Source organism: Streptomyces cyanogenus, assembly GCF_017526105.1.
Taxonomy (GTDB): Bacteria; Actinomycetota; Actinomycetes; order Streptomycetales; family Streptomycetaceae; genus Streptomyces; species Streptomyces cyanogenus.
Window position 1 is genome coordinate 3,735,558 of sequence record NZ_CP071839.1, and the last position, 19,864, is coordinate 3,755,421.

Below are 19,864 nucleotides of genomic sequence, written 5' to 3' on the forward strand. Positions count from 1 at the left end.
GCTGCTGTCAGCCGTGCCAGGTGCGGGGCCGCAGCGGGAGTCCGGAGGTGCCGGAGTCGGGGGTGCGGATCGCCAGGACCTGGTTGACGCCGATGCGGTTGCGTTCGAAGGCGAGCGCGCAGGCGGCCATGTACAGCCGCCAGACCCGGGCGCGGCCGGGGCTGGTGAGCCGGACCGCGCGGTCCCAGTCGGCCTCCAGGTTGGCGACCCAGCGGCGCAGGGTGAGGGCGTAGTGCTCGCGGATGGACTCCACGTCCCGGACCTCGAATCCGGCCCGCTCCAGCTGGGTGACGGTGGTGCCGAGGGGGGCGAGTTCGCCGTCGGGGAAGACGTAGGAGTCGATGAACGCGTCGACCTCGTACGCCGACTCGTCCCGCTGCGGGCGGCGGCCGATCTGGTGGTTGAGCAGCCGGCCGCCCGGCTTGAGCAGGTCGTACAGCTGGCGGGCGTACTCCAGGTACTTCTCGGCGCCGACGTGTTCGGCCATGCCGATGGAGGAGATCGCGTCGAAGGGGCCGTCCACGACGTCCCGGTAGTCCTGGACCCTGATCTCCACACGGTCGGTCAGTCCCTCGTCGGCGACGCGCTTACGGGCGTACGCCGCCTGCTCCTGGGACAGCGTGACGCCGACGACGCCCACGCCGTACTCGCGGGCCGCGTGGATGGCCATGGAACCCCAGCCGCAGCCGACGTCCAGCAGCCGCTGACCCTCCTTCAGGCCCAGCTTGGCGCAGATCAGTTCGAGCTTGTCGCGCTGGGCGGTCTCCAGGGTCGCGCCCTTCTCGGCGGCCTCCCAGTAGGCGCAGGAGTACACCATGGAGGGGCCGAGGACGATCTCGTAGAAGTCGTTGCCGACGTCGTAGTGGTGGCTGATGGCCCGCTTGTCGGTGCGGCGGGTGTGCAGGCGCCGGCGGGGTCTGCGGATCTCCTCGCCCGGCGGCGCGGGCGGGATCGGCGGGCCTGCCAGTTTCAGCAGCTCGCGGGCGGCGGCCCGGACCTCGGGGTCGCGCACGGCCTGGACGAGGCTGCGGGCGTCCTCCCCGCGCTCCCAGACCAGGCCCGCCATCACGTCGAGCGCGGTGTACAGGTCGCCCTCGATGTCCAGGTCGCCGGCGACCCAGGCGCGGGCCGCGCCCAGTTCGCCCGGCTTGAACAGCATGCGGCGCAGGGCGCGGCGGTTGCGCACGACGAGCGCCGGCGCGTCGGGCGGGCCGGCCTGCGATCCGTCCCAGGCTTTCAGGCGCACCGGGAGCGGGGCTCCCAGCATCTGCTCGGCGAGACTCCTCAGCCGCGACGCGGCGTCGGCCATGACGCACACCTCCAAGACGACGATCCCGGATGCCGGTAATCACGTAAACACCGTCGGTCGTCATGCACAGTCCCGCAAAGGAGTTACAACTGTGCAAAATGGCTGCACGAACCATGCGGATGGCCGCCTCGGACGGACCGTCGGAGCGGCCTCTGCGGGGTCCGGGGCGCAGCCGGCATCGGGGGCCGGAAGGGCCCTGGAGGCGGTCTGGACGCGGCGTGGGAGTGGGCCTGGACACAGGCTCCGAGCGGGCCTGCAGCCGGGCTCGCAGCCGGACTGGACGCGGGCTTGCGGCAAGCCTCGACGCGGGCATGGAGCCGGCCTGGACGGCGGACTCCGTGCGGGCCCGGGGCGCGCCCGCGGACGGCCCGGGAACGCCGAAAGACCTCCCGCACCACGGATGGCAGGAGGTCTTTCGGGTGATGCGCTGACCGGCGGTCAGAGATACCGCGGGGCGGAGGTCAGGAGGCCTTGGCCTTCTCCTCGGACTTGCTCGGGGCGGCGACCGGTGCGGGCTTGGCGGCCTCGTAGAACTCCTCGCGCGGGTTCTCCATGGCGCCCAGGGAGACGACCTCGCGCTTGAGGAACATACCGAGCGTCCAGTCGGCGAAGACGCGGATCTTGCGGTTCCAGGTCGGCATCGCCAGACCGTGGTAGCCACGGTGCATGTACCAGGCGAGACGGCCCTTGAGCTTGATCTTCATCTTGCCCATGACGATCATCGCCACGCCCTTGTGCAGGCCGAGACCGGCGACCGCACCCTTGTTGGCGTGCTCGTACTCCTTCTGCGGGAAGCCCCGCATGCCGGAGACGACGTTGTCGCCGAGGACCCTGGCCTGGCGCAGCGCGTGCTGGGCGTTCGGCGGGCACCAGGCGTTCTCCACGCCGGCCTTGCGGGCGGCGACGTCCGGGACCTGGGCGTTGTCGCCGGCGGCCCAGATGTAGTCCGTGCCCTTGACCTGGAGCGTGGGCTCGCAGTCGACGTGGCCGCGCGGGCCGAGGGGCAGGCCGAAGCGGGCCAGGGCCGGGTTCGGCTTGACGCCGGCGGTCCAGACGATGGTGTTGGAGTCGACCTCCAGGCCGTTCTTCAGCACCACGTGGCCGTCGACGCAGGAGTCCATCGAGGTGGAGAGGTAGATCTCCACGCCCCGGCTCTCCAGGTGCTCCTTGCCGTACTGGCCGAGCTTGGGGCCGACCTCGGGGAGGATCTTGTCGGCGGCGTCGACGAGGATGAAGCGCATGTCCTCGCGGGACACGTTCTTGTAGTACTTGGCCGCGTCCCGGGCCATGTCCTCGACCTCGCCGATGGTCTCCGCGCCCGCGAAGCCACCGCCGATGAAGACGAAGGTGAGCGCCTTGCGGCGGATCTCCTCGTCGGTCGTGGAGTCGGCCTTGTCCAGCTGCTCCAGCACGTGGTTGCGCAGGCCGATGGACTCCTCGATGCCCTTCATGCCGATGCCCTGCTCGGCGAGGCCGGGGATCGGGAAGGTGCGGGAGACCGCGCCCATCGCGATGACCAGGTAGTCGAAGGGCAGCTCGTACGCCTCGCCCACCAGCGGGGCGATCGTGGCGACCTTGCGGTCCTGGTCGATGGTGGTGACCCGACCGGTGAGGACCTCCGCCTTCGGCAGCACGCGTCGCAGCGGGACGACGACGTGGCGAGGGGAGATGCTGCCGGCGGCGGCTTCGGGGAGGAAGGGCTGGTAGGTCATGTACGACCGGGGGTCGACGACCGTGACGGTCGCCTCGCCGTAGCGCATCTTCTTGAGGATGCGCCGAGCTGCGTACAGGCCTACGTACCCACCGCCTACTACGAGGATCCTGGGACGCTCCGTGGTGCTCATGCCATCGAGTATCCACCCGCCAACGGGGGGTCGCTCGTGCGCCCCTTCACAAGCTCCGGCAGGGCCTGTGTTAAACTCCGCGACCCACGTGACGCAGGCCATGCCGGCGACAGGGAACCGCGGGGCGCTTCGCCCCCGTTGTCAAGGCCGCGTGAGCTGCCTCTCCGGGTCGTCGGGGTGGCCGTGAGGGTGCCGTGACACCCTCGGAACAACCCCTTCCGGGCCCTTCCTGCGCCCCTCATCTGAACATGTTCAAACGGTCATTGACCCCCCGGAAGGGCCAATGGGCCCCATTCCGGGGACCGGTCGGCGGGAATTCCTTGTGAAGAACTTCACGAACTTTTCCGCCCGGCTGCGACAGAGGGCCCCTCAAGGGGGCCCTCGGGCGTGCTCAGACGTTATCCAACCTGCTCAGCAGATGGCTACCAGCGGGTAACAAAAGAGAGCTACGCCACCGACCACGCGATGCCGTCGAGGATGTCGTGCTCGCTCACCACGACCTCCTCGGCCCCGATCCGCTCCATGATCGCGAGCAGGACGAGGGCGCCCGCGCCGATGACGTCGACCCGGCCCGGGTGCATGGACGGGATCGCGGCCCGCTCGGCGTGCGTGGAGCGCAGCAGCCACTCGGTGATCTCGCGGACGCGGTCCCGGGAGATCCGTGAGTGGTGGATGCGGGTGGAGTCGTACGCGGGCAGCTCCTGGGCGATCGCGGACACCGTGGTGACGGATCCGGCCAGGCCCACCAGGGTGTGTGCCTCGCGCAGCGGGACCGTCCGCTCGGCGAGGTCCAGGGCGGCCTCGATGTCGGCCCTTATGGCGGCGATCTGTTCCTCGGTGGGCGGGTCGCTCACCTTGCCCTCGTGCACCAGGTGCCGCTCGGTCATCCGCACACAGCCGACGTCCACCGAGCGGGCGGCGCGCACGTGGTCGTCGCCGACGACGAACTCGGTGGAGCCGCCGCCGATGTCCACGACCAGGTAGGGCCGGGTGAGGTCGGTGCGGCCGGTGAGCTCCTTCGTGGCGCCGGTGAAGGAGAACTCGGCCTCCTGGTCGCCGGAGATGACCTCCGGCTCGACACCGAGGATGTCCAGCACGCCCTGCACGAAGTCGTCCCGGTTCTCGGCGTCGCGGGAGGCGGAGGTGGCGACGAAGCGGAGGCGCTCGGCGCCGTACTCCTTGATGACGGCCGCGTACTCGCGGCAGGCCGCGAAGGTGCGCTCCAGTGCCTCGGGCGCGAGCCGGCCGGTGCGGTCGACGCCCTGGCCGAGCCGCACGATCGTCATCCGGCGGTCCAGCTCGGTCAGTTCACCCGTCCGCGGGTCGGCGTCGGCGACGAGCAGGCGGATGGAGTTGGTGCCGCAGTCGACGGCGGCGACGCGGGTCACTTCTCGTCCCCCTCACTGTCGCCGAGCGTCACGCACGCGCCCTTGCGCCACCACTCCGGCAGCATCGCCAGGGCCTCGTCACCGAGCGGGTTCACACCGGGGCCGGCGGCCAGCGAGTGGGCGACGAGCACGTGCAGGCACTTGACCCGGTCCGGCATGCCGCCGGCGCTCGGGAAGCCCTGCAGCACCTCGATCTCGTCCCGGCGCCGGATGTAGTCCTCGTGCGCGGCGCGGTAGGCGGCGGCCAGCTCGGGATCGTTCTGCAGCCGCTCGGTCATCTCCTTCATGACGCCGTTCGCCTCCAGGGTGCCGATGGCGGAGGACGCCTTCGGGCACGTCAGGTAGTACAGCGTCGGGAAGGGCGTGCCGTCGGGCAGGCGGGGTGCCGTCTCCACCACGTCCGGCTGACCGCACGGGCAGCGGTGCGCGATGGCCCGCAGGCCCCGCGGCGGGCGGCCCAGCTGCTGCTTGAAGGCCTCGACGTCCGCGTCGGTGGGCTCGGTGCGCGGAGTGGGCGGCAGATCAAACAGAGTCAGCGCGCAGCGCTGCCCTTGAGGGGTGGTGGTCGGGCGGCGGGCGGGAGTTTCCATGACTGCTTTCCGAGTGGCTTTCTGTCGTTCCGGCCGTGACGCCGGCTCACTGGTCGGAGGCGTCGGACTTGTCGACGCCGTCCCAGACGTTCGCGTACCAGGGCCGGTGGGCGGCCCCGAGGTCGACACGGGAGGGCGTGGCCGCGCCCGGGTCGATGACCACGTACCCGGTCTCGCCGGGCTTCACATAGTGCAGCCGGCGGCGGATCTGCTGCTCGGCGTAGGCGTCGTCCTGCCAGCGCGCCTTCAGGTCACGCAGCTGCTCGACGCGCTCGCGGGCCTGCTCCCGCTGCCGCTGGAGGTCGGCGATCTCCGCGCGCTGGGAGACGTACTGCCGCATCGGGTAGGCGAGGGCGACGACCAGGGAGCACAGCACCAGCGCGAGCAGCGCCGCGCGGCCGGTGAGGCGGGAGCGGCGGGCCTGCCGCTTGGTCTGGGAGCGGTAGACCCGGGCCGCCGTCTGCTCGCCGAGCAGCCGCAGCCTGGTCGCGGTGGAGAAACGGTCCCGGTCCTTCACGGCCATCTGGCTCTCCGCCTCCCCTTTCACACGTGCGTACGTCCCCGGACACGGTACGGGACCGGGTACGGGGACGTACGCACGACTGGCTGAGACTTGGCCCGGGCCGGCTCAGCCCTTGAAGCGCGGGAAGGCGCTGCGGCCGGCGTACACCGCGGCGTCGTCGAGGATCTCCTCGATGCGCAGCAGCTGGTTGTACTTGGCGACGCGCTCGGAGCGGGCCGGGGCGCCGGTCTTGATCTGGCCGCAGTTGGTGGCGACGGCCAGGTCGGCGATGGTGACGTCCTCGGTCTCGCCGGAGCGGTGGGACATCATGCACTTGAAGCCGTTGCGCTGGGCCAGCTCGACGGCGTCCAGGGTCTCGGTCAGCGAGCCGATCTGGTTGACCTTGACCAGGAGGGCGTTGGCCGCGCCCTCCTCGATGCCGCGGGCGAGGCGCTCGGGGTTGGTGACGAACAGGTCGTCGCCGACCAGCTGGACCTTGTCGCCGAGCTTGTCGGTGATGACCTTCCAGCCGGCCCAGTCGTCCTCGAACAGCGGGTCCTCGATGGAGACGAGCGGGTAGGCCGCGACGAGCTCCTCGTAGTACTCCGTCATCTCGGCGGCGGAGCGCTCCTTGCCCTCGAAGAGGTACTTGCCGTCCTTGTAGAACTCGGAGGCGGCCACGTCGAGCGCGAGGGCGATCTGCTGGCCGGGTGCGTAGCCGGCCTCCTTGATGGCCTCCAGGATGAGGTCGAGGGCCTCGCGGTTGGAGCCGAGGTTCGGGGCGAAGCCGCCCTCGTCGCCGAGGCCGGTGGACAGGCCCTTGGCCTTCAGCACCTTCTTGAGGGTGTGGTAGACCTCGGTGCCCCAGCGCAGCGCCTCGGAGAAGGACTCCGCGCCGATCGGGGCGATCATGAACTCCTGGATGTCCACGTTGGAGTCGGCGTGCGAGCCGCCGTTCAGGATGTTCATCATCGGCACCGGCAGCAGGTGCGCGTTGGGGCCGCCCAGGTAGCGGAAGAGGGGCAGGTCGCTGGCCTCGGAGGCGGCGTGGGCGACGGCGAGCGAGACGCCGAGGATGGCGTTGGCGCCCAGGGAGCCCTTGTTGTCGGTGGCGTCCAGGTCGAACATGGCCTGGTCGATCAGGCGCTGCTCGGTGGCGTCGTAGCCGACCAGCTCCGGGCCGATCTGCTCGATGACGGCGAGGACGGCCTTCTCGACACCCTTGCCCTGGTAGCGGTTCGGGTCACCGTCGCGGAGCTCGATGGCCTCGAAGGCGCCGGTCGAGGCGCCGGACGGAACGGCGGCACGACCCGTGCTGCCGTCGTCGAGGCCGACCTCGACCTCGACCGTGGGGTTGCCTCGGGAGTCCAGGATTTCCCGGGCTACGACGACGTCGATGGACGGCACGAGCATCTCCTTCTTGGATGTGACGCTGGAAGTGCGGGGCTGGTGTGCCTTGCGCCTAGAGCCTAACCGTCCCGGGGGCGTCGGCCACCGACCGACCGTCCCGTGGACAAGGCGACGCTACCTTTTGTTCCTCACTGAAACAAAGGGGGCCGCGACAACGGTTCGGCGCAACGGCCGGCGGGAGACGGACGACATGAAAAAGCCCCGCCCCGGTGCGTACGGGGGAACACGCACCGGGGCGGGGAGCCCGTGGGGACGGGGGGTGGCCCGCACGGGGTCTTCAGTGTGGCTCAGGGGGCCGTGCGGGCCCGGTGATCCGGCCGGGGGCCGGATGTCACTTCAGGTGGAGCTGCTGACCCGGGTAGATCAGGTTGGCGTCCTCGACGATGTCCTTGTTCAGCTCGAACAGCTTCTTCCAGCCGCCCTGCACGTGGTGCTTCTGGGCGATGGAGCTGAGCGTGTCACCGGTGACGACCTTGTACTCGCCGTCGCCCTTCTTGACCTTCTTGCCGGTCGGGGTGGTGACGGTCTTGCCCTGGCTCTTGTCCGCGGTCGCGGCCGGACGCTCGGCGGAGCGGGTGGCGGCCTGCTGCTCGGTGGAGCGGGTGGTGGTGCCGCTGCCCGAGTTCGAGGAGGTGCTCGGGGCGGAGCCGCCGTACGGGGTGCTGGACAGGCCCGTGCCGCAGACCGGCCAGGCGCCCTTGCCCTGCGCGGCGAGGACCTTCTCGGCGACCGCGATCTGCTGCGCCTTGCTGGCCTGGTTGGCCTGCGGGGCGTAGGCGGTGCCGCCGTACGCGGCCCAGGTGGAGGCGGAGAACTGCAGACCGCCGTAGTAGCCGTTGCCGGTGTTGATGGACCAGTTGCCGCCGGACTCGCACTGGGCGACCTTGTCCCACTCGGCGGAGGTGGCGGCGGAGGCGTTGCCGGCCGCCATCAGCGGGGCGGCGACGGCGGCGCCGGTGACACCGGCGAGCGCGATGGCGCGGACGGCCTTGGACGGACGGCGGTGCTTGCCCTTGCCGGTAAACAGCATGGATCGATCCCCTCACCGACGCCTGCGAGGTGAGCTGTCGGGTTCGGGCCGGTTGAGTTGCCCGGCCGCACTCCCGCTGTCGCGGGATGCGCGGCTTCACCCCCAGCCGGTTCCGGCATCAACTGCCGGACCCGGCACCTACCTTGGGTCCCCCGCTCCTGCCTACGGCGCTTGACGCGACGACTGTTCCCGGGCAACCGCTGGCAGGATTCGGCGTTGCGACTGCCGGGGCTCGTGGTGACGAGCGGCCTCGACCGTAGACACGCGATCCGCGGAATTTCAAAGACGATCAGGGCTTCTGAGACTCATCCCACACTTTCGCCAAACCGGACATTAGGGCGTTAAGTGGGGCGTCAACTCCGGCTAGTTCGTGCCCGTTTCGCCCTCGACTTCCAGGGTCTGACCGGCACTGATGTGGTTCGGGTCGGCCCCGATGGCCTTCTTGTTGCCGGCGTAGAGCGCGCGCCACCCGCCGTCGACCTCAAGGGAGTCGGCGATGGAGGCGAGGGAGTCGCCCTCGCGGACGGTGTACGTGTCCGTTTCGCGCGCCGCGTGCCGCCCGGAAGAGGTGACGTCCTGACCGTTTGTCACGTTTTCGTCCGCGCTCGCCCCGCGGTGGCGCCCACCACTGAGGGCTCCGGTGTCGACCAGGCTCCAGGAACCGGCGGCCCGCTGGGGGTTGTCCTCGGCGCCGGCGCTCGGGCTCGCCGCGGGGGCGGACTCCCGCGAACCTCCGGAACCAGGCGAGGCGGACTTGTCCGACTTGGGGTTTTTGGTCCCCGCGGAACCGGTGTCCGCACCTGCGTCCGCACCGGTGTCCTCGCCCGGCTTTCCGCTCGGTGCGGCGGTCTCGTCCGAGGAGGAACCGGTGCCGGAGCCGGAGTTGGCGTCGGAGCCCGCACCCGTGGAAGGTGACGAACCCGGCAGACCGGACGATCCCGTACCTTCGGAGGTGCCGGAGGAACCGGGGTTGCCGGAGGTGTCGGACTTCTCGGCCGGTCCGGACGAGTCACCCGAACCGCTGGTGTCACCGGAGCCGCCGACGCCCGTGTCGACGTCCACGGAGCCGGAGCCGGAGGTCAGTCCGGACAGCAGGGCGCAGGTGGCCCACGGGGCGGTGCCCTTGTCGGCGAGGATCTTCTCGGCGACGGCGATCTGCTGGTTGCGGCTGGCCTGGTCGGGGCCGGCCGCGTACTGGCCGCCGCCGTATGCGTTCCAGTCCTCCTGCGAGATCTGCAGGCCGCCGTAGTACCCGTTGCCGGTGTCCGCGCTCCAGGTGCCGCCGCTCTCGCACTCGGCCACCTTGTCCCACGTGGTGCCGTCGGCCGCGTTGGCGCTCGCCGCGCCGAGGAGCGGGATGGCGATGGCGGAGCCGGTCACTCCGGCCGCGACGAGGAGGGCGGGTGCCTGGCGGGGGCGACGGTGTCGACCGTTCCCGGAGAGCATGCAGAAGCCTTTCGAGCGACAGCAGAACCGGCGCGGCGGCTGAAGCCGCTCGCCGCGCTGATGGGTGAACGTATCGGCAGACGATCACTTGTCACAAGTTCATGCCGCGCAGATCACGTGAAGATCACAGAGTTGAGATCTTGTCACCTTCCGGCTGAGAAGCCGTCACCCTTCCCGCCACTCACGCCGTCACCCGTCGGACACGGCGCCGCCGGGCGGCTGCCGAGGACCGCCGGCGGAATCATGGAACCGACATGTCCGGGGGGCTTCCCAGCCAGGAGGACCACGATGTTCCGGCACACCCGACTGCCCGGCGAGTCCGCGGACTACCTCGCCGCCCGCGAGGAACTCCGCCACGCCGAGATCGAACTCATGCGCCACCGCGAGAAGGTCGCGGCCCAGCGGAGGGCGCTTCCCCAGGGCCCCGAGGTCGACGACTACGTCTTCCTCGAAGGCCCCGCCGACCTCGACGCGGGCGACGCCCCCGTGCGCGAGGTCACCCTGAGCGAACTGTTCACCGGCCCCGGCCGGCCACTGATCGTCTACCACTTCATGTACGGCAAGCGGCAGACCAGCCCGTGCCCGATGTGCACCCTGTGGATCGACGGCTACAACGGCATCGCCCACCACCTGGCCCGGAACGCCGACCTCGCCGTCGTGGCAGCCGCCGACCCGCCCACGCTGCGGCAGCACGCCCTCAACCGCGGCTGGTCCCGGCTGCGTCTGCTCAGCTGTGGGGACAGCACCTTCAAGTACGACCTGGGCAGCGAGGACGAGGACGGCACCCAGGACTCCACCGTCTCCGTCTTCACCCGGGACGCCGACGGCACGGTCCGCCACTTCTACTCCGCCCACCCCCGCATGGCCGAGGACATCGACCAGCGCGGCATCGACCTCCTCAACCCCGTCTGGCACCTGCTCGACCTGACGCCGGGCGGCCGGGGCGAGTGGTTCGCGGGGCTGGACTACTGACCGCCGGCGCCCCCGCGGACCGGGGTGAACTCCACCGGCAGGGTGCGCAGGCCGCGCATGATGAGCCCGCCGCGCCAGCGCAGCTCCGCCGGGTCCACGGCGAGCCGCAGGTCCGGCAGGCGGGTGAGCAGGGTGGCGAGCGCGGTCTGGCCCTCCAGGCGGGCGAGCGGCGCGCCCAGGCAGTAGTGGATGCCGTGCCCGTATCCGAGGTGCTGGTTGTCGCGGCGGGCGAGGTCCAGCACGTCCGGGTCGGCGAAGCGCTCCGGGTCCCGGTCGGCGGCGGCGAGGACCACGAGCACCGGATCGCCCGGCGCGATGTCCTGTCCGCCGATGGTGAGCGGCTCGGTGGCGAACCGCCAGGTGGCCAGCTCCACCGGGCCGTCGTAGCGCAGGAGTTCCTCCACGCCGGTCGCCAGCAGGTCCGTCTCCCCGCGGGCCAGGGACTCCTGCAGCCGGCGGCGCTGCCCGGGGTGGGTGAGCAGGGCGTAGGTGCCGTTGCCGATGAGGTTCACGGTCGTCTCGAAGCCGGCGAACAGGAGGATGAAGGCCATGGCGGCGGCCTCGTTCTCGGTGAGGTGCTCGCCGTGGTCGGAGGCGCGGATGAGGCCGGAGATCAGGTCCTCGCCGGGCACGGGCGCGGCGGGCAGCGCCTCCCGCTTCTTGTGGATCAGCTCGGCCAGGTAGCCGCGCATCTTCTTCACCGACCGGGCGACCCCGCCCCGGGGGCCTCCGCCGTGCCGGATCATCATGCCCGCCCAGTCCCGGAAGTCGTCCTGGTCCTCGCGCGGGACGCCGAGCAGGTCGCAGATGGCGTAGATGGGCAGCGGGAAGGCGAACTCGTGGATGAGGTCGGCGGACCCGCTCTGCGCGAACCGGTCGATGAGGTGGTCGGTCAGCTCCTGCACCCGGGGGGCGAACTCGGCGACCCGGCGGGGGGTGAACGCCTTGCTGACCAGCTTTCTGAGCCGGGTGTGGTCCGGCGGGTCGATGTTCAGCAGGTGCGTCATCAGCTCGGCCTTGCGCTCGCCCGGGATGCCGGTCTTGCCCTTGGCGTGCGCGGGCTCGTCGTGATGCGCCGGGTTCTTGCTCAGCCGCTGCTCGGCCAGCGCCTGCCGGGCATCGGCGTACCGGGTGACCAGCCACGCCTCGACACCGCTCGGCAACCGCGTCCGGCGCACCGGCGCGTGCTCGCGCAGCCAGGCGTAGGCGGGGTACGGATCGGTGGCGAACTCCCAGGTGAAGAGGGCGGGGGCGGTCGGGGGGCCGGGCTCGTTGGTCACTCCTTGACGGTATCCGGCCCGGCGGGCGCCTCGCCGAGCCCCTCCGAGGCAGCGGGGTGGCCCAGGTCGGCGGCCCGGCGGTACGAGGTGCGCGCTCCCGAGCTGCCCTGCGTGTCCGGCAGGGCGGCCGGGCGGTGGGCGGGCGGCGCCCACCCCACGGCGCCCACCCCGCGCCGCTCACCCCGCGCCGCTCACCCCGCGGTGTTCCTGCCTTCGCTCTCCGCCGCCCGTATCGCGTCCCGGTACGCCCGTGCCGCCGCGCGCAGTGCCGCCTCCGGGTCGATGCCGTGCGCCTCGGCGCGCACCGCCAGCGCCAGCAGCTCGTAGCCGATGCCCTCTCCCTGCGGCAGCGGGACGTCCAGGCCGGCCGTGCGGGTGCGGGAGGCGAGCTTGGCGGCGAGGGCCAGGCCGGGCTGGCCGAGCGGGACGCCCTCGGTGACGGAGGTGCGCTGCTTCTCCTCGGCCTTGGTGCGCAGCCAGTGCTGCTTGACGTCCTCGGGGGTCTCGGCCTGCTCGTCGCCGAAGACGTGCGGGTGCCGGTGGATGAGCTTGGCGACGATGCCGCCGGCGACGTCGTCGACGGAGAACGGCGCGTCCGGGTCCTCCTCGGCGATCCGGGAGTGGAAGACGACCTGGAGGAGGACGTCGCCCAGTTCCTCCCGCAGCTCCTCGCGGTCCCCGGCCTCGATCGCCTCGACCAGTTCGTACGCCTCCTCGATGCCGTACTTCGCCAGGCCCTCGTGGGTCTGCCGGGAGGACCAGGGGCATTCGGCCCGGATGCGGTCCATGACCTGCACGAGGTCCAGCAGGCGGGCGCCGGGCAGGTCGTAGGAGGCGGGCAGCAGCTCCAGCTCCGGCATGGCGACCCGGCCGGAGCCGGCCAGCCGGGCGAGGCCGTCGGTGAGCGCCGGCTCGCCCTCGCCCGTCGCCACGACCACCACCGTGCGCCCGCCGGCGCAGGCGTCCACCAGCTCCCGGGCGGTGGGGGAGGTCTGCGTCACCGCTATCCCGGCCTCGCGCAGATACGGCAGCTGCGGATGGGCACCGTCCGCGCACAGCACGGCGTCGGCGGTGCGCAGGGCCTGCCAGGCGGGCCAGGACAGCAGGCCGGGGGCGACGCGGTGGCTCGTGGTGAGCAGGACGATGCGGCCGGGGGCGGCTTCCGGGCCGGCCTGGGGGTGGGTGCCAGGGCTGGGTTCCGGGCTGGGTTCGGGGCTGATTCCGTTCACGAACCGAACGTAACCCACGGCCCGAGGGAGCGGATCGCGTTGTCCACAGGGCCGAGGGGGTCCTGTGATCGTATGACCAAAGCCGCCTTCACTCCGCCCCGGCCGGCCACGCCGCCACCCTCACGCCGCCCTCGCCGGCCTACGCCGTCACCGGCTGGCCGCCCGCCGTCGTGACCTCACGCACCCACGGTGTCTCGGCGTCCACCCGGCTGCTCTTCTGCACGTCCCAGGAGCCGTAGCGCGGGTTGAGGTCGACGTGGAGTTCCTCCGAGGCCCTGGACAGGGCCTTCCAGAAGGCGGGCTGGCTGGTGTCGGTGCCGAGCTTCGTGGCGAGTTTCTGCGCCTCCAGTTGCAGGCGCAGGTTGTCGTCCAGGTGGGCCGGCGCGATGCCGTACTTCTGCAGCCAGGCCGTCTCCAGGCCCTTGCTGCCGCCGGCCTGCCGCTCCAGGTCCCCGCGCATCTGCTGGATCTCCTTGCGGGTGACCGTGATGCCCTGGTCCTGCGCGGCGCGGTGCAGCACCCGGTCGAGCACCATGTTGTGCAGGGTGTCGCGGGTCAGGCCGCTGGTGGAGGAGACGACCTGCTGGTACTGCGTGTCGTCCGGCACCGCGGCCCGCTGGGCCCTGCGGACCTCGTCGACCCGGCTCTCCAGCTGCGCGACGGTGATCCGCTGTCCGCCGACGACGGCCGCGGCGCCCGGGTGCGCATCGTTTCCGCAAGCGGTCAGCAGGGGTGCCGCGGCGGCGATCGCGGCGGTGAGGACGAGCGCGGTGCGACGGCGGCGGTGCAAGGAAACCTCCAGGGGGGAGATTGTGCGACGGTGCACAAGGTCTTGCGGTGATCGATGGTAGGCAGTGGGCAGGCCGCGGCCAACCCATTCGACCAACGATTCGCACCCGCTTCGGGCACCGCCGCGCCGTGGCGGCAGGCCCCGGCGGGGTCCGTCCCGGCGCCGTCCGCCTATCCGCGCACCTGTCCCAGCCACTGGAGGGTCCGGCGGACCTCCAGGGCCATCGGATGGCCGGGGCCCTGCAGCCGCTCCACGTCCAGGACCAGCCGGGCGAGGGTGTCGTGCGCGGCCGGCCGGTCGCCGAGGGCGAGCAGGAGGTGGCCGATGCGGCGGCGGACCTCGTGGGCGAGCTGCGGGTCCCCGGAGACGTACTGGTTCTGGTAGTACGGCAGCAGCGCGCGGTACTCGGCGAGCGCGGCCGCCGGTTCGCCCAGCTGCTCCAGGCACTGCGCGGCCTCGTAGCGGTAGCGCAGCGACTGCGGGTCGGCCTGGCCGGCCTCGGCGGCGCGTTCGTCGGCGAGGCGGCGCAGTTCGGGCAGCGCCCGCCGGTACTGGCCGTCGTCCATGAGCGTGGCCGCGTACTGCTTGCGCAGGGTGCGTACGACCGGGGAGTGCTCGCCGTGCTGCTCGGCGGCGGCCGGCAGGATCGCGCCCAGGATGTCGACGGCCTGCGTGATGCGGCCCTCGCCCAGCAGGCGCTTGACCTCGTCCACGGCGGCGGCGACATCGGGCTTCTCGGCCACCGGCGGGGCCGGCGCGACCGGGGCGGGCTGCGGCGCGGGGGTCCTGGCGCGGTCCGGCCAGGGGGTGTGCGGACGCAGGAAGGGGCGCGTGGGGTCCAGGGGCGCCCCGGTGGGTGTTCCGCGCGCGGGCAGCAGCTGCGCCAGGTCCTCGTACACCTCCTGCGCGGACGCCGGGCGGTGCTGCGGGTCCTTGGCGAGCAGCCGCAGCACCAGGGCCTCCAGCGCCTCGGGCACCTCGGGGCGGATCCGGCGCACGGGCAGCGGGGGCTCGTACAGGTGCCGGTGCAGCACGCCGAGCGCCGTGGAACCGGCGAACGGCACCTCCCCGCTCAGCAGTTCGTGCATCAGCACGCCCAGCGCGTACAGGTCGGTGTACGGGCCGACCGCGCCGCCCATCGCCTGCTCCGGCGCCATGTAGGCGGGTGAGCCGATCGGGGAGCCGGTGTGGGTGAGGCGGGTGGTGTCGGTGTCCATCACCGAGGCCACGCCCAGGTCGAGGACGGTGACCGTGCCGTCCTGCTTCACCATCACGTTGCGCGGCTTGAGGTCGCGGTGCACGATCGGCACGGCGTGCACGGCGCTCAGAACGGCGCACAGCTGCGCGGCCACCGCGACCGTCCACTGCCACGGGTACGGGTCGTGCTCGGCGAGGTGGTCGGAGAGGTCGGCGCCGTCGACGTACTGCATGACGAGGAACAGTTCCTCGCCCTCGCTGCCCGCGTCGTGCACCGTCACCAGCCCGGGGTGGTCCACCTGCGCGGTCACCCGGCACTCGCGCATGAACCGGCGGCGCAGCTCGTCCGCCTCCTGGCCCGCCACCTTGTCGGGGCGCAGCAGCTTGACCGCCACGCGCCGGTCGAGCCTGCGGTCGTACGCCGTCCAGACCTGGCCCATGCCGCCCTGCCCGATGAGCGTGGACAGTTCGTACCGGCCGGCGACCATGCGCCCTGTCGCCACGGTCACCGCCCGTCCTCGCCGCGGCCCTCGTGTCCGTCGTGCCGGCGCAGGTAGTCGCTCAGTTCGTCGAGTTCGGCGCGCACCTGGTCGATGCGGGCGGGCGCGGGGCGCTGCGGCGGCGCGGGGGCCGGGGGCACGGCACCTCCCGTGTGGGGCGGCCGGGGTATCGGCGTCTGGTGCGCGGGCGGCTGGGGTACCGGCGTGTGGTGCGCGGGCGGTGCGGGGTGCTGCGGTGCCGGGCCGGGCGTCGTGTACGGCGGTGCCGCGTGCGTGAAGCCGTAGGGTCCGTGCACGGTGTGCGCGGGCGCGTACCCGGCGAACGTCCGCTGCTGGTGCACCCGGATGTCCACGACCAGGTAGTAGACCGCGGACGCCATGCCGAGGAGCAGGAGCAGCGCCAGCGCGAGGTCGCTGCGCCAGTCCTCCTCCGGCAGTGCGCCGACCATCACCAGCCCGGTGATGGACAGCGGCAGGCTCAGCCAGGCGGTCAGCCAGTCGGACCAGCGGCCCCGCACGAAGGCGACCCGGAACAGCGGGAGGCAGGACAGGAGTCCGCACGTGAGGGTCCCGGCCGCCGCGAACATCACGCGCAGGAATATGACCGTTCCCGCGCTGCGAGGAGGCGGCACCGCGCCGTGGCCGTACATGACTGCTCCTGGACCGAGTGGGACCGATGGGGACGGACGCCGACGGGACGGTGTCCGGGTCGGAGTCCGAGCGTATAGGCCGACAAGGACAACCGGTCTCGGGTTGTACCGAACCGTTGTCGCACTGATCACTTCGCGTGCGCCGGAACCGCGCGGTCCGACCGGACTGGTTCGACCCGGCTCGTTCGGCCGGACCGGGTTCAGTCGGGGGCGACCGTGCCGTCCGTCAGTCCGTCGTACATCCCGCGTACGAGCTGTTCCCCGAGCCGGCTCGCGTGCCTGAGCGCCCGCTCGAACTCGTCCAGTGCGCGGAACCGTGCGCCGTAGCGCCGCTGTTCGTCCAGCGGGAGCCGGGGCAGGTGCAGCCGGCGCACGTCCAGGCGGGTCGCCGTGGAGGCGTAGCTGCTGGCCTGCCGGTTGTTGGCGGTCCCGCGCAGGAACCCGGCGAGGAACCACGGGTCGAGCGCCGTGCGATCGGGGCGCAGCAGCACGAGGTTGCGCCCCAGGGCGGCGCCGCCCGTCACCTCGTCGATCACGCGCGCCACCGCTCCCCCGCCGAGCACCGGTACGACGACGTCGCCCGGCTCGGTCAGTACGGCCTCCTCCTCGCTCTCCGGAAGCATGCCCGACGGCTCCGTTCCGGCGAGGACGTCGTGGTCGGTGAGGACCGGCACGCGCGCGTGGCCGCCGTTTCCGCCGGTGCGCATCACCAGCGCGCCCCCGCGCGCGAGTTCGCCGACGGTGGTGAGCGGCCAGCGCGCGGGCGGTGCCGGGTCGGCGGGGGGCGGGGTGAGGTCGGCGGTCAGGCGCAGGGTCGCGCCGAGGCGCTCGCGCACCCGCGTCAGCTGCTCCGCGCCGTCGGCGACCGCGGCCGGCGGCAGATGGCGGGCGGGCGCGAGGTCCACGTCGTCGTCGAGGAGTTCGATCACCGGTACCGAACGCGCCAGCCCCGGCCGCTCGGTCAGCCGCCCCGCGCGCGTGAAGGCGCGCCAGGCGTCCGTCACCGCCTCCCGCACCGCGTCCCAGTCCGGCCCGCCCCGTCCCTCCCCGGCGTACCTCCCGGTGTCCACGAGCAGCACCTCGGGCGTCGCCGGCGTCCGGTCGGGCCGGCGCAGCACCCACAGGTGCAGCGGGATGTTGTACGGCGGTGCCGCGCCGACCGGCAGCGCGACGACGGCCCGCAGCGCGCCCCGGCGCAGCAGATCGGCACGGATGCGGCGCCCGGAGCGGCGGGAGGCGACGGCCGGCGGCATGAGCAGTACGGCGGTGCCGCCGTCGGTCAGCCGGGCCAGCGCGTGCTGCACCCAGGCCAGCTCGGACTCGGTGCGCGCCGGGAAGCCGTACTCCCAGCGGGGGTCGTAGGCGAGTTCGTCGTGGCCCCAGTTGCGCTCGTTGAACGGCGGGTGGCACAGGACCACGTCGGCGCGCAGTCCGGGGTGGGCGTCGGCGCGCAGGGTGTCACCGGCGGCGGCGCGCACGGTGGCCCGGCTGTGCAGCGCGAGCCGGAGCGCGCTGAGCGCGGCCAGCTCGGGCGCGCTGTCCTGGGCGTACAGCTCCTGGCCGGGGCGGGGGTCCACGGCGCGCAGCAGGGCGCCGGTGCCGCAGGCGGGGTCCAGCGCGGTGCGGGCCGGTCCGGCGAGGTCGGCCATGAGACCGGCGAGTTCGGCGGGGGTCAGCGTGTACTGGCGCGGGTTGGCGTCCAGGTGCCGGCCCAGCAGGAACTCGAACGTCTGCCGCGCCCCGACCTCGGCGGCCAGCTCGGCGACACCACGCAGGAGGGGAGCAGAGGGGAGGAGTTGGGGGCCGGTGGGGGTGCGGAGGGCGGGGGTGGGGCGGGGGGTGGTGGTGGGGGATGCGGTGGGTGGGGTGGGCGGGGAGGAGTTCACAGCGGGATCCGTGACGGCCGCGTTCACACCGGGTGTCGTGACCAATGCGTTCACACCGGTCCCGGCGGCCGCGGCGTTCACACCGGCCCCGGCGGCCGCAGCGTTCACACCCTCAGGTCCGACCGAGGCGTTCACACCACCGGCGCCGCCCGCCGAGTTCACACCGCCGGCCTTCCCCCCGGAGTTCACACCCCCAGCCGCCCCAGCGGCGTTCACACCCTGTCCCCCACGTCCGCCCGGCAGCCCGAAGCGCGGGGTCAGCACCTGCTCCAGCGCCCCCGGCAGCACCGCGGCCAGCCTCGCGTCGGAGCCCGCGCTCGCGTCGAGCCAGACGGTGGGCCGCTCATGGATCAGCAGCAGCGCGCAACCGGCGTGCACGAGGGCCGTCAACGGGCCTTCCGGGTGCCCGGCGAGCTGTTGCCAGACGCGCTCGCGCAGCGGGACCTCGGCGAGTTTGCCCTGCTTGCGCAGCCAGGCCTCGACCTCGGCGAGCGCGAAGGAGGGGCTGGTCTCGGTGCCGCCGACCGGCTTCGGGAAGTCCGCGTGCCGGCGGCGCCAGTTGCTGACGGCGGCGCGGCCCACTCCGGCGAGCCGCGCGATACCGGCTGCGGTCACCTCTGTCGCGTTGTCCTGCACCGGCCCTGCTCCCCTCGTCCCGTGTGTGCGCCGAGCATACCGACGTACACAAGATCCATGGGTTCACCATCGTGTACATCTACCACTCTGTGGACCGTGTTGACTCGGTTCACAAGCTCTGCTGTTATTGACGCAGCGGACAGCGGCCACCGGAGGGGGAGGCCGACCGCAGCATTCGGGGAGGGTTCGCCATGGGTACGAAGGCCAAGGCCGCGCTCGGTGCCGTCGTGGGGCTCGCCGTCACCGGCGCGGTGTCCGCGAACGCGACGGCCGAGTACGGGTCCGGCGGCTGGTGTCGCCGGAGGCCTCAGAAGGTCTGCCCCCCCCCGGGTACCAGGCGGGCCGTACGTCCCGCCGTGCACACCCCCGCTCACCCCCCACGCTCCCCTTCACCCCCGTTCCACACCCGCTCATCACCTCTGAAGGAATGTCATGCGTCTGTCGTCCCGTGCCGCCACGCTGCTCGCCGTCGCGGTGCTCCCTCTGGCCCTGTCCGCCTGTTCCTCGGACTCGTCCTCCGGCACAGGTGCGAGCGCCAAGCCGGCCAAGGCGAAGAACCCCAACGCCGGTCTGCTGACCGGTACGCAGCTGAAGAAGGCGCTGGCGCCCGCGTCGGCCTTCCCGGCCGGGTTCACCCTGGAGGCCGACGGCGCCTCGGACAGCGGCGGCAAGTTCCTCGCTCCGTCCAGCCGGAAGACCGCGAAGCCGGATTGCACCCGGCTGGAGGGCACGTCCTGGATCCAGGTGACCGGTTTCGAGGGAGGCGTGGCGTTCGCGCAGGACGACTACGTGAACGCGGACAAGACCGAGGAAGTGGCCCAGGAGGCCGACGCGTTCCAGGGCACCACGGCGAAGACGGTGATGAAGCAGCTGCAGTCCGTCGCGGCCGAGTGCGCCACCTTCACGGACACGGACACGCACGCCAAGGTGAAGGTGAAGGGCGAGTCCACGGCCGGGCTCGGCGACGAGGCGTACACGATGACACTGACCAGCGGCACCTGGGAGACCGGCACCACGCTCATCGCGGTCCGTTCCGGCAACACCGTGGTCACCGTGCTGTCCACCGCGGGCAGTGACAACGGTGCCGCGGCCGCGAAGAAGGTGACGACCCGGATCCTGGGCTCGCTGAAGGGCAAGTCGGCCGCGTGACCCGCACGGGCGGCGGGTCCGCCCGGCCACGAGTGACCTGAACTCCGGGCCCCGCC

The 19,864-nt window shown here is 72.3% G+C and carries 17 protein-coding genes and 1 riboswitch; of the genes, 2 read left to right on the forward strand and 15 right to left on the reverse strand.

The window, feature by feature from the left end:
• Nucleotides 1-7: 7 nt before the first annotated feature.
• The 8 genes from S1361_RS16660 to S1361_RS16695 form a co-directional block, all read right to left on the reverse strand.
• Nucleotides 8-1,309: an SAM-dependent methyltransferase gene (locus tag S1361_RS16660; protein WP_208032627.1), complete on the reverse strand. Its 1,302-nt coding sequence runs from the start codon at nucleotides 1,307-1,309 to the stop codon at nucleotides 8-10.
• A gap of 461 nt (nucleotides 1,310-1,770) precedes the next feature.
• Complete coding sequence (locus S1361_RS16665; protein ID WP_208032628.1) at nucleotides 1,771-3,153, reverse strand: NAD(P)/FAD-dependent oxidoreductase; 1,383 nt, start codon at nucleotides 3,151-3,153, stop codon at nucleotides 1,771-1,773.
• Between the two features lie 446 nt (nucleotides 3,154-3,599).
• On the reverse strand, nucleotides 3,600-4,541 hold the full coding sequence (locus S1361_RS16670; RefSeq protein WP_208032629.1) for a Ppx/GppA phosphatase family protein: 942 nt from the start codon (nucleotides 4,539-4,541) through the stop codon (nucleotides 3,600-3,602).
• The gene (locus S1361_RS16675; protein WP_243769192.1) at nucleotides 4,538-5,131 is read right to left on the reverse strand and encodes a DUF501 domain-containing protein; all 594 of its coding nucleotides are present in this window, start codon (nucleotides 5,129-5,131) and stop codon (nucleotides 4,538-4,540) included. The genes S1361_RS16670 and S1361_RS16675 overlap by 4 nt, the downstream gene beginning before the upstream one ends.
• A 46-nt stretch (nucleotides 5,132-5,177) precedes the next feature.
• Nucleotides 5,178-5,654, reverse strand: coding sequence for an FtsB family cell division protein (locus S1361_RS16680; RefSeq protein ID WP_208032630.1), 477 nt, complete (start codon nucleotides 5,652-5,654; stop codon nucleotides 5,178-5,180).
• 105 nt (nucleotides 5,655-5,759) lie between these two features.
• A complete protein-coding gene (gene eno, locus S1361_RS16685) occupies nucleotides 5,760-7,046 on the reverse strand; it encodes a phosphopyruvate hydratase (RefSeq protein WP_208032631.1) in 1,287 nt (428 codons plus the stop codon).
• 328 nt (nucleotides 7,047-7,374) lie between these two features.
• Complete coding sequence (locus tag S1361_RS16690) at nucleotides 7,375-8,073, reverse strand: LysM peptidoglycan-binding domain-containing protein (protein ID WP_208032632.1); 699 nt, start codon at nucleotides 8,071-8,073, stop codon at nucleotides 7,375-7,377.
• Between the two features lie 4 nt (nucleotides 8,074-8,077).
• Nucleotides 8,078-8,253, reverse strand: a riboswitch (cyclic di-AMP (ydaO/yuaA leader).
• A gap of 183 nt (nucleotides 8,254-8,436) precedes the next feature.
• Entirely contained in the window at nucleotides 8,437-9,519 is a 1,083-nt protein-coding gene (locus tag S1361_RS16695; protein ID WP_208032633.1) for a LysM peptidoglycan-binding domain-containing protein, read from the reverse strand.
• 288 nt (nucleotides 9,520-9,807) lie between these two features.
• On the opposite strand from S1361_RS16695, the gene S1361_RS16700 reads away from it, so the two are divergent.
• Nucleotides 9,808-10,491 (forward strand): DUF899 family protein, encoded by a 684-nt coding sequence (locus S1361_RS16700; protein WP_208032634.1) that lies wholly within the window; start codon nucleotides 9,808-9,810, stop codon nucleotides 10,489-10,491.
• On the opposite strand, the gene S1361_RS16705 is transcribed toward S1361_RS16700, so the two are convergent.
• The 7 genes from S1361_RS16705 to S1361_RS16735 all read right to left on the reverse strand — a co-directional run bounded on the left by S1361_RS16705 (nucleotide 10,485) and on the right by S1361_RS16735 (nucleotide 18,659).
• Complete coding sequence (locus S1361_RS16705) at nucleotides 10,485-11,771, reverse strand: cytochrome P450 family protein (protein ID WP_208032635.1); 1,287 nt, start codon at nucleotides 11,769-11,771, stop codon at nucleotides 10,485-10,487. The two genes, S1361_RS16700 and S1361_RS16705, sit on opposite strands and share 7 nt — an antisense overlap.
• The gene (locus S1361_RS16710; RefSeq protein WP_208032636.1) at nucleotides 11,768-11,929 is read right to left on the reverse strand and encodes a hypothetical protein; all 162 of its coding nucleotides are present in this window, start codon (nucleotides 11,927-11,929) and stop codon (nucleotides 11,768-11,770) included. The genes S1361_RS16705 and S1361_RS16710 overlap by 4 nt, the downstream gene beginning before the upstream one ends.
• A 33-nt stretch (nucleotides 11,930-11,962) precedes the next feature.
• A complete protein-coding gene (locus S1361_RS16715) occupies nucleotides 11,963-12,991 on the reverse strand; it encodes a nucleoside triphosphate pyrophosphohydrolase (protein WP_208036633.1) in 1,029 nt (342 codons plus the stop codon).
• A gap of 148 nt (nucleotides 12,992-13,139) precedes the next feature.
• Nucleotides 13,140-13,790: a SurA N-terminal domain-containing protein gene (locus S1361_RS16720; protein WP_208032637.1), complete on the reverse strand. Its 651-nt coding sequence runs from the start codon at nucleotides 13,788-13,790 to the stop codon at nucleotides 13,140-13,142.
• A 170-nt stretch (nucleotides 13,791-13,960) separates the two neighbouring features.
• On the reverse strand, nucleotides 13,961-15,475 hold the full coding sequence (locus S1361_RS16725; protein WP_208036634.1) for a serine/threonine-protein kinase: 1,515 nt from the start codon (nucleotides 15,473-15,475) through the stop codon (nucleotides 13,961-13,963).
• A 17-nt stretch (nucleotides 15,476-15,492) separates the two neighbouring features.
• Nucleotides 15,493-16,137, reverse strand: coding sequence for a hypothetical protein (locus tag S1361_RS16730; protein ID WP_208032638.1), 645 nt, complete (start codon nucleotides 16,135-16,137; stop codon nucleotides 15,493-15,495).
• Nucleotides 16,138-16,337: 200 nt separating this feature from the next.
• The gene (locus S1361_RS16735; RefSeq protein ID WP_208032639.1) at nucleotides 16,338-18,659 is read right to left on the reverse strand and encodes an N-6 DNA methylase; all 2,322 of its coding nucleotides are present in this window, start codon (nucleotides 18,657-18,659) and stop codon (nucleotides 16,338-16,340) included.
• A 432-nt stretch (nucleotides 18,660-19,091) separates the two neighbouring features.
• Between S1361_RS16735 and S1361_RS16740 the strand changes: the two genes are divergently transcribed.
• The gene (locus S1361_RS16740) at nucleotides 19,092-19,808 is read left to right on the forward strand and encodes a hypothetical protein (protein WP_208032640.1); all 717 of its coding nucleotides are present in this window, start codon (nucleotides 19,092-19,094) and stop codon (nucleotides 19,806-19,808) included.
• The last annotated feature ends 56 nt before the right edge of the window (nucleotides 19,809-19,864 follow it).

Bases quoted from the DNA above. Each gene is read 5' to 3' on its own strand.
- S1361_RS16660 (WP_208032627.1), bottom strand. From the start codon at position 1,309: ATGGCCGACGCCGCGTCGCGGCTGAGGAGTCTCGCCGAGCAGATGCTG.
- S1361_RS16665 (WP_208032628.1), bottom strand. From the start codon at position 3,153: ATGAGCACCACGGAGCGTCCCAGGATCCTCGTAGTAGGCGGTGGGTAC.
- S1361_RS16675 (WP_243769192.1), bottom strand. From the start codon at position 5,131: ATGGAAACTCCCGCCCGCCGCCCGACCACCACCCCTCAAGGGCAGCGC.
- S1361_RS16680 (WP_208032630.1), bottom strand. From the start codon at position 5,654: ATGGCCGTGAAGGACCGGGACCGTTTCTCCACCGCGACCAGGCTGCGG.
- eno (WP_208032631.1), bottom strand. From the start codon at position 7,046: ATGCTCGTGCCGTCCATCGACGTCGTCGTAGCCCGGGAAATCCTGGAC.
- S1361_RS16690 (WP_208032632.1), bottom strand. From the start codon at position 8,073: ATGCTGTTTACCGGCAAGGGCAAGCACCGCCGTCCGTCCAAGGCCGTC.
- S1361_RS16695 (WP_208032633.1), bottom strand. From the start codon at position 9,519: ATGCTCTCCGGGAACGGTCGACACCGTCGCCCCCGCCAGGCACCCGCC.
- S1361_RS16700 (WP_208032634.1), top strand. From the start codon at position 9,808: ATGTTCCGGCACACCCGACTGCCCGGCGAGTCCGCGGACTACCTCGCC.
- S1361_RS16725 (WP_208036634.1), bottom strand. From the start codon at position 15,475: ATGGTCGCCGGCCGGTACGAACTGTCCACGCTCATCGGGCAGGGCGGC.
- S1361_RS16730 (WP_208032638.1), bottom strand. From the start codon at position 16,137: ATGTACGGCCACGGCGCGGTGCCGCCTCCTCGCAGCGCGGGAACGGTC.
- S1361_RS16740 (WP_208032640.1), top strand. From the start codon at position 19,092: ATGCGTCTGTCGTCCCGTGCCGCCACGCTGCTCGCCGTCGCGGTGCTC.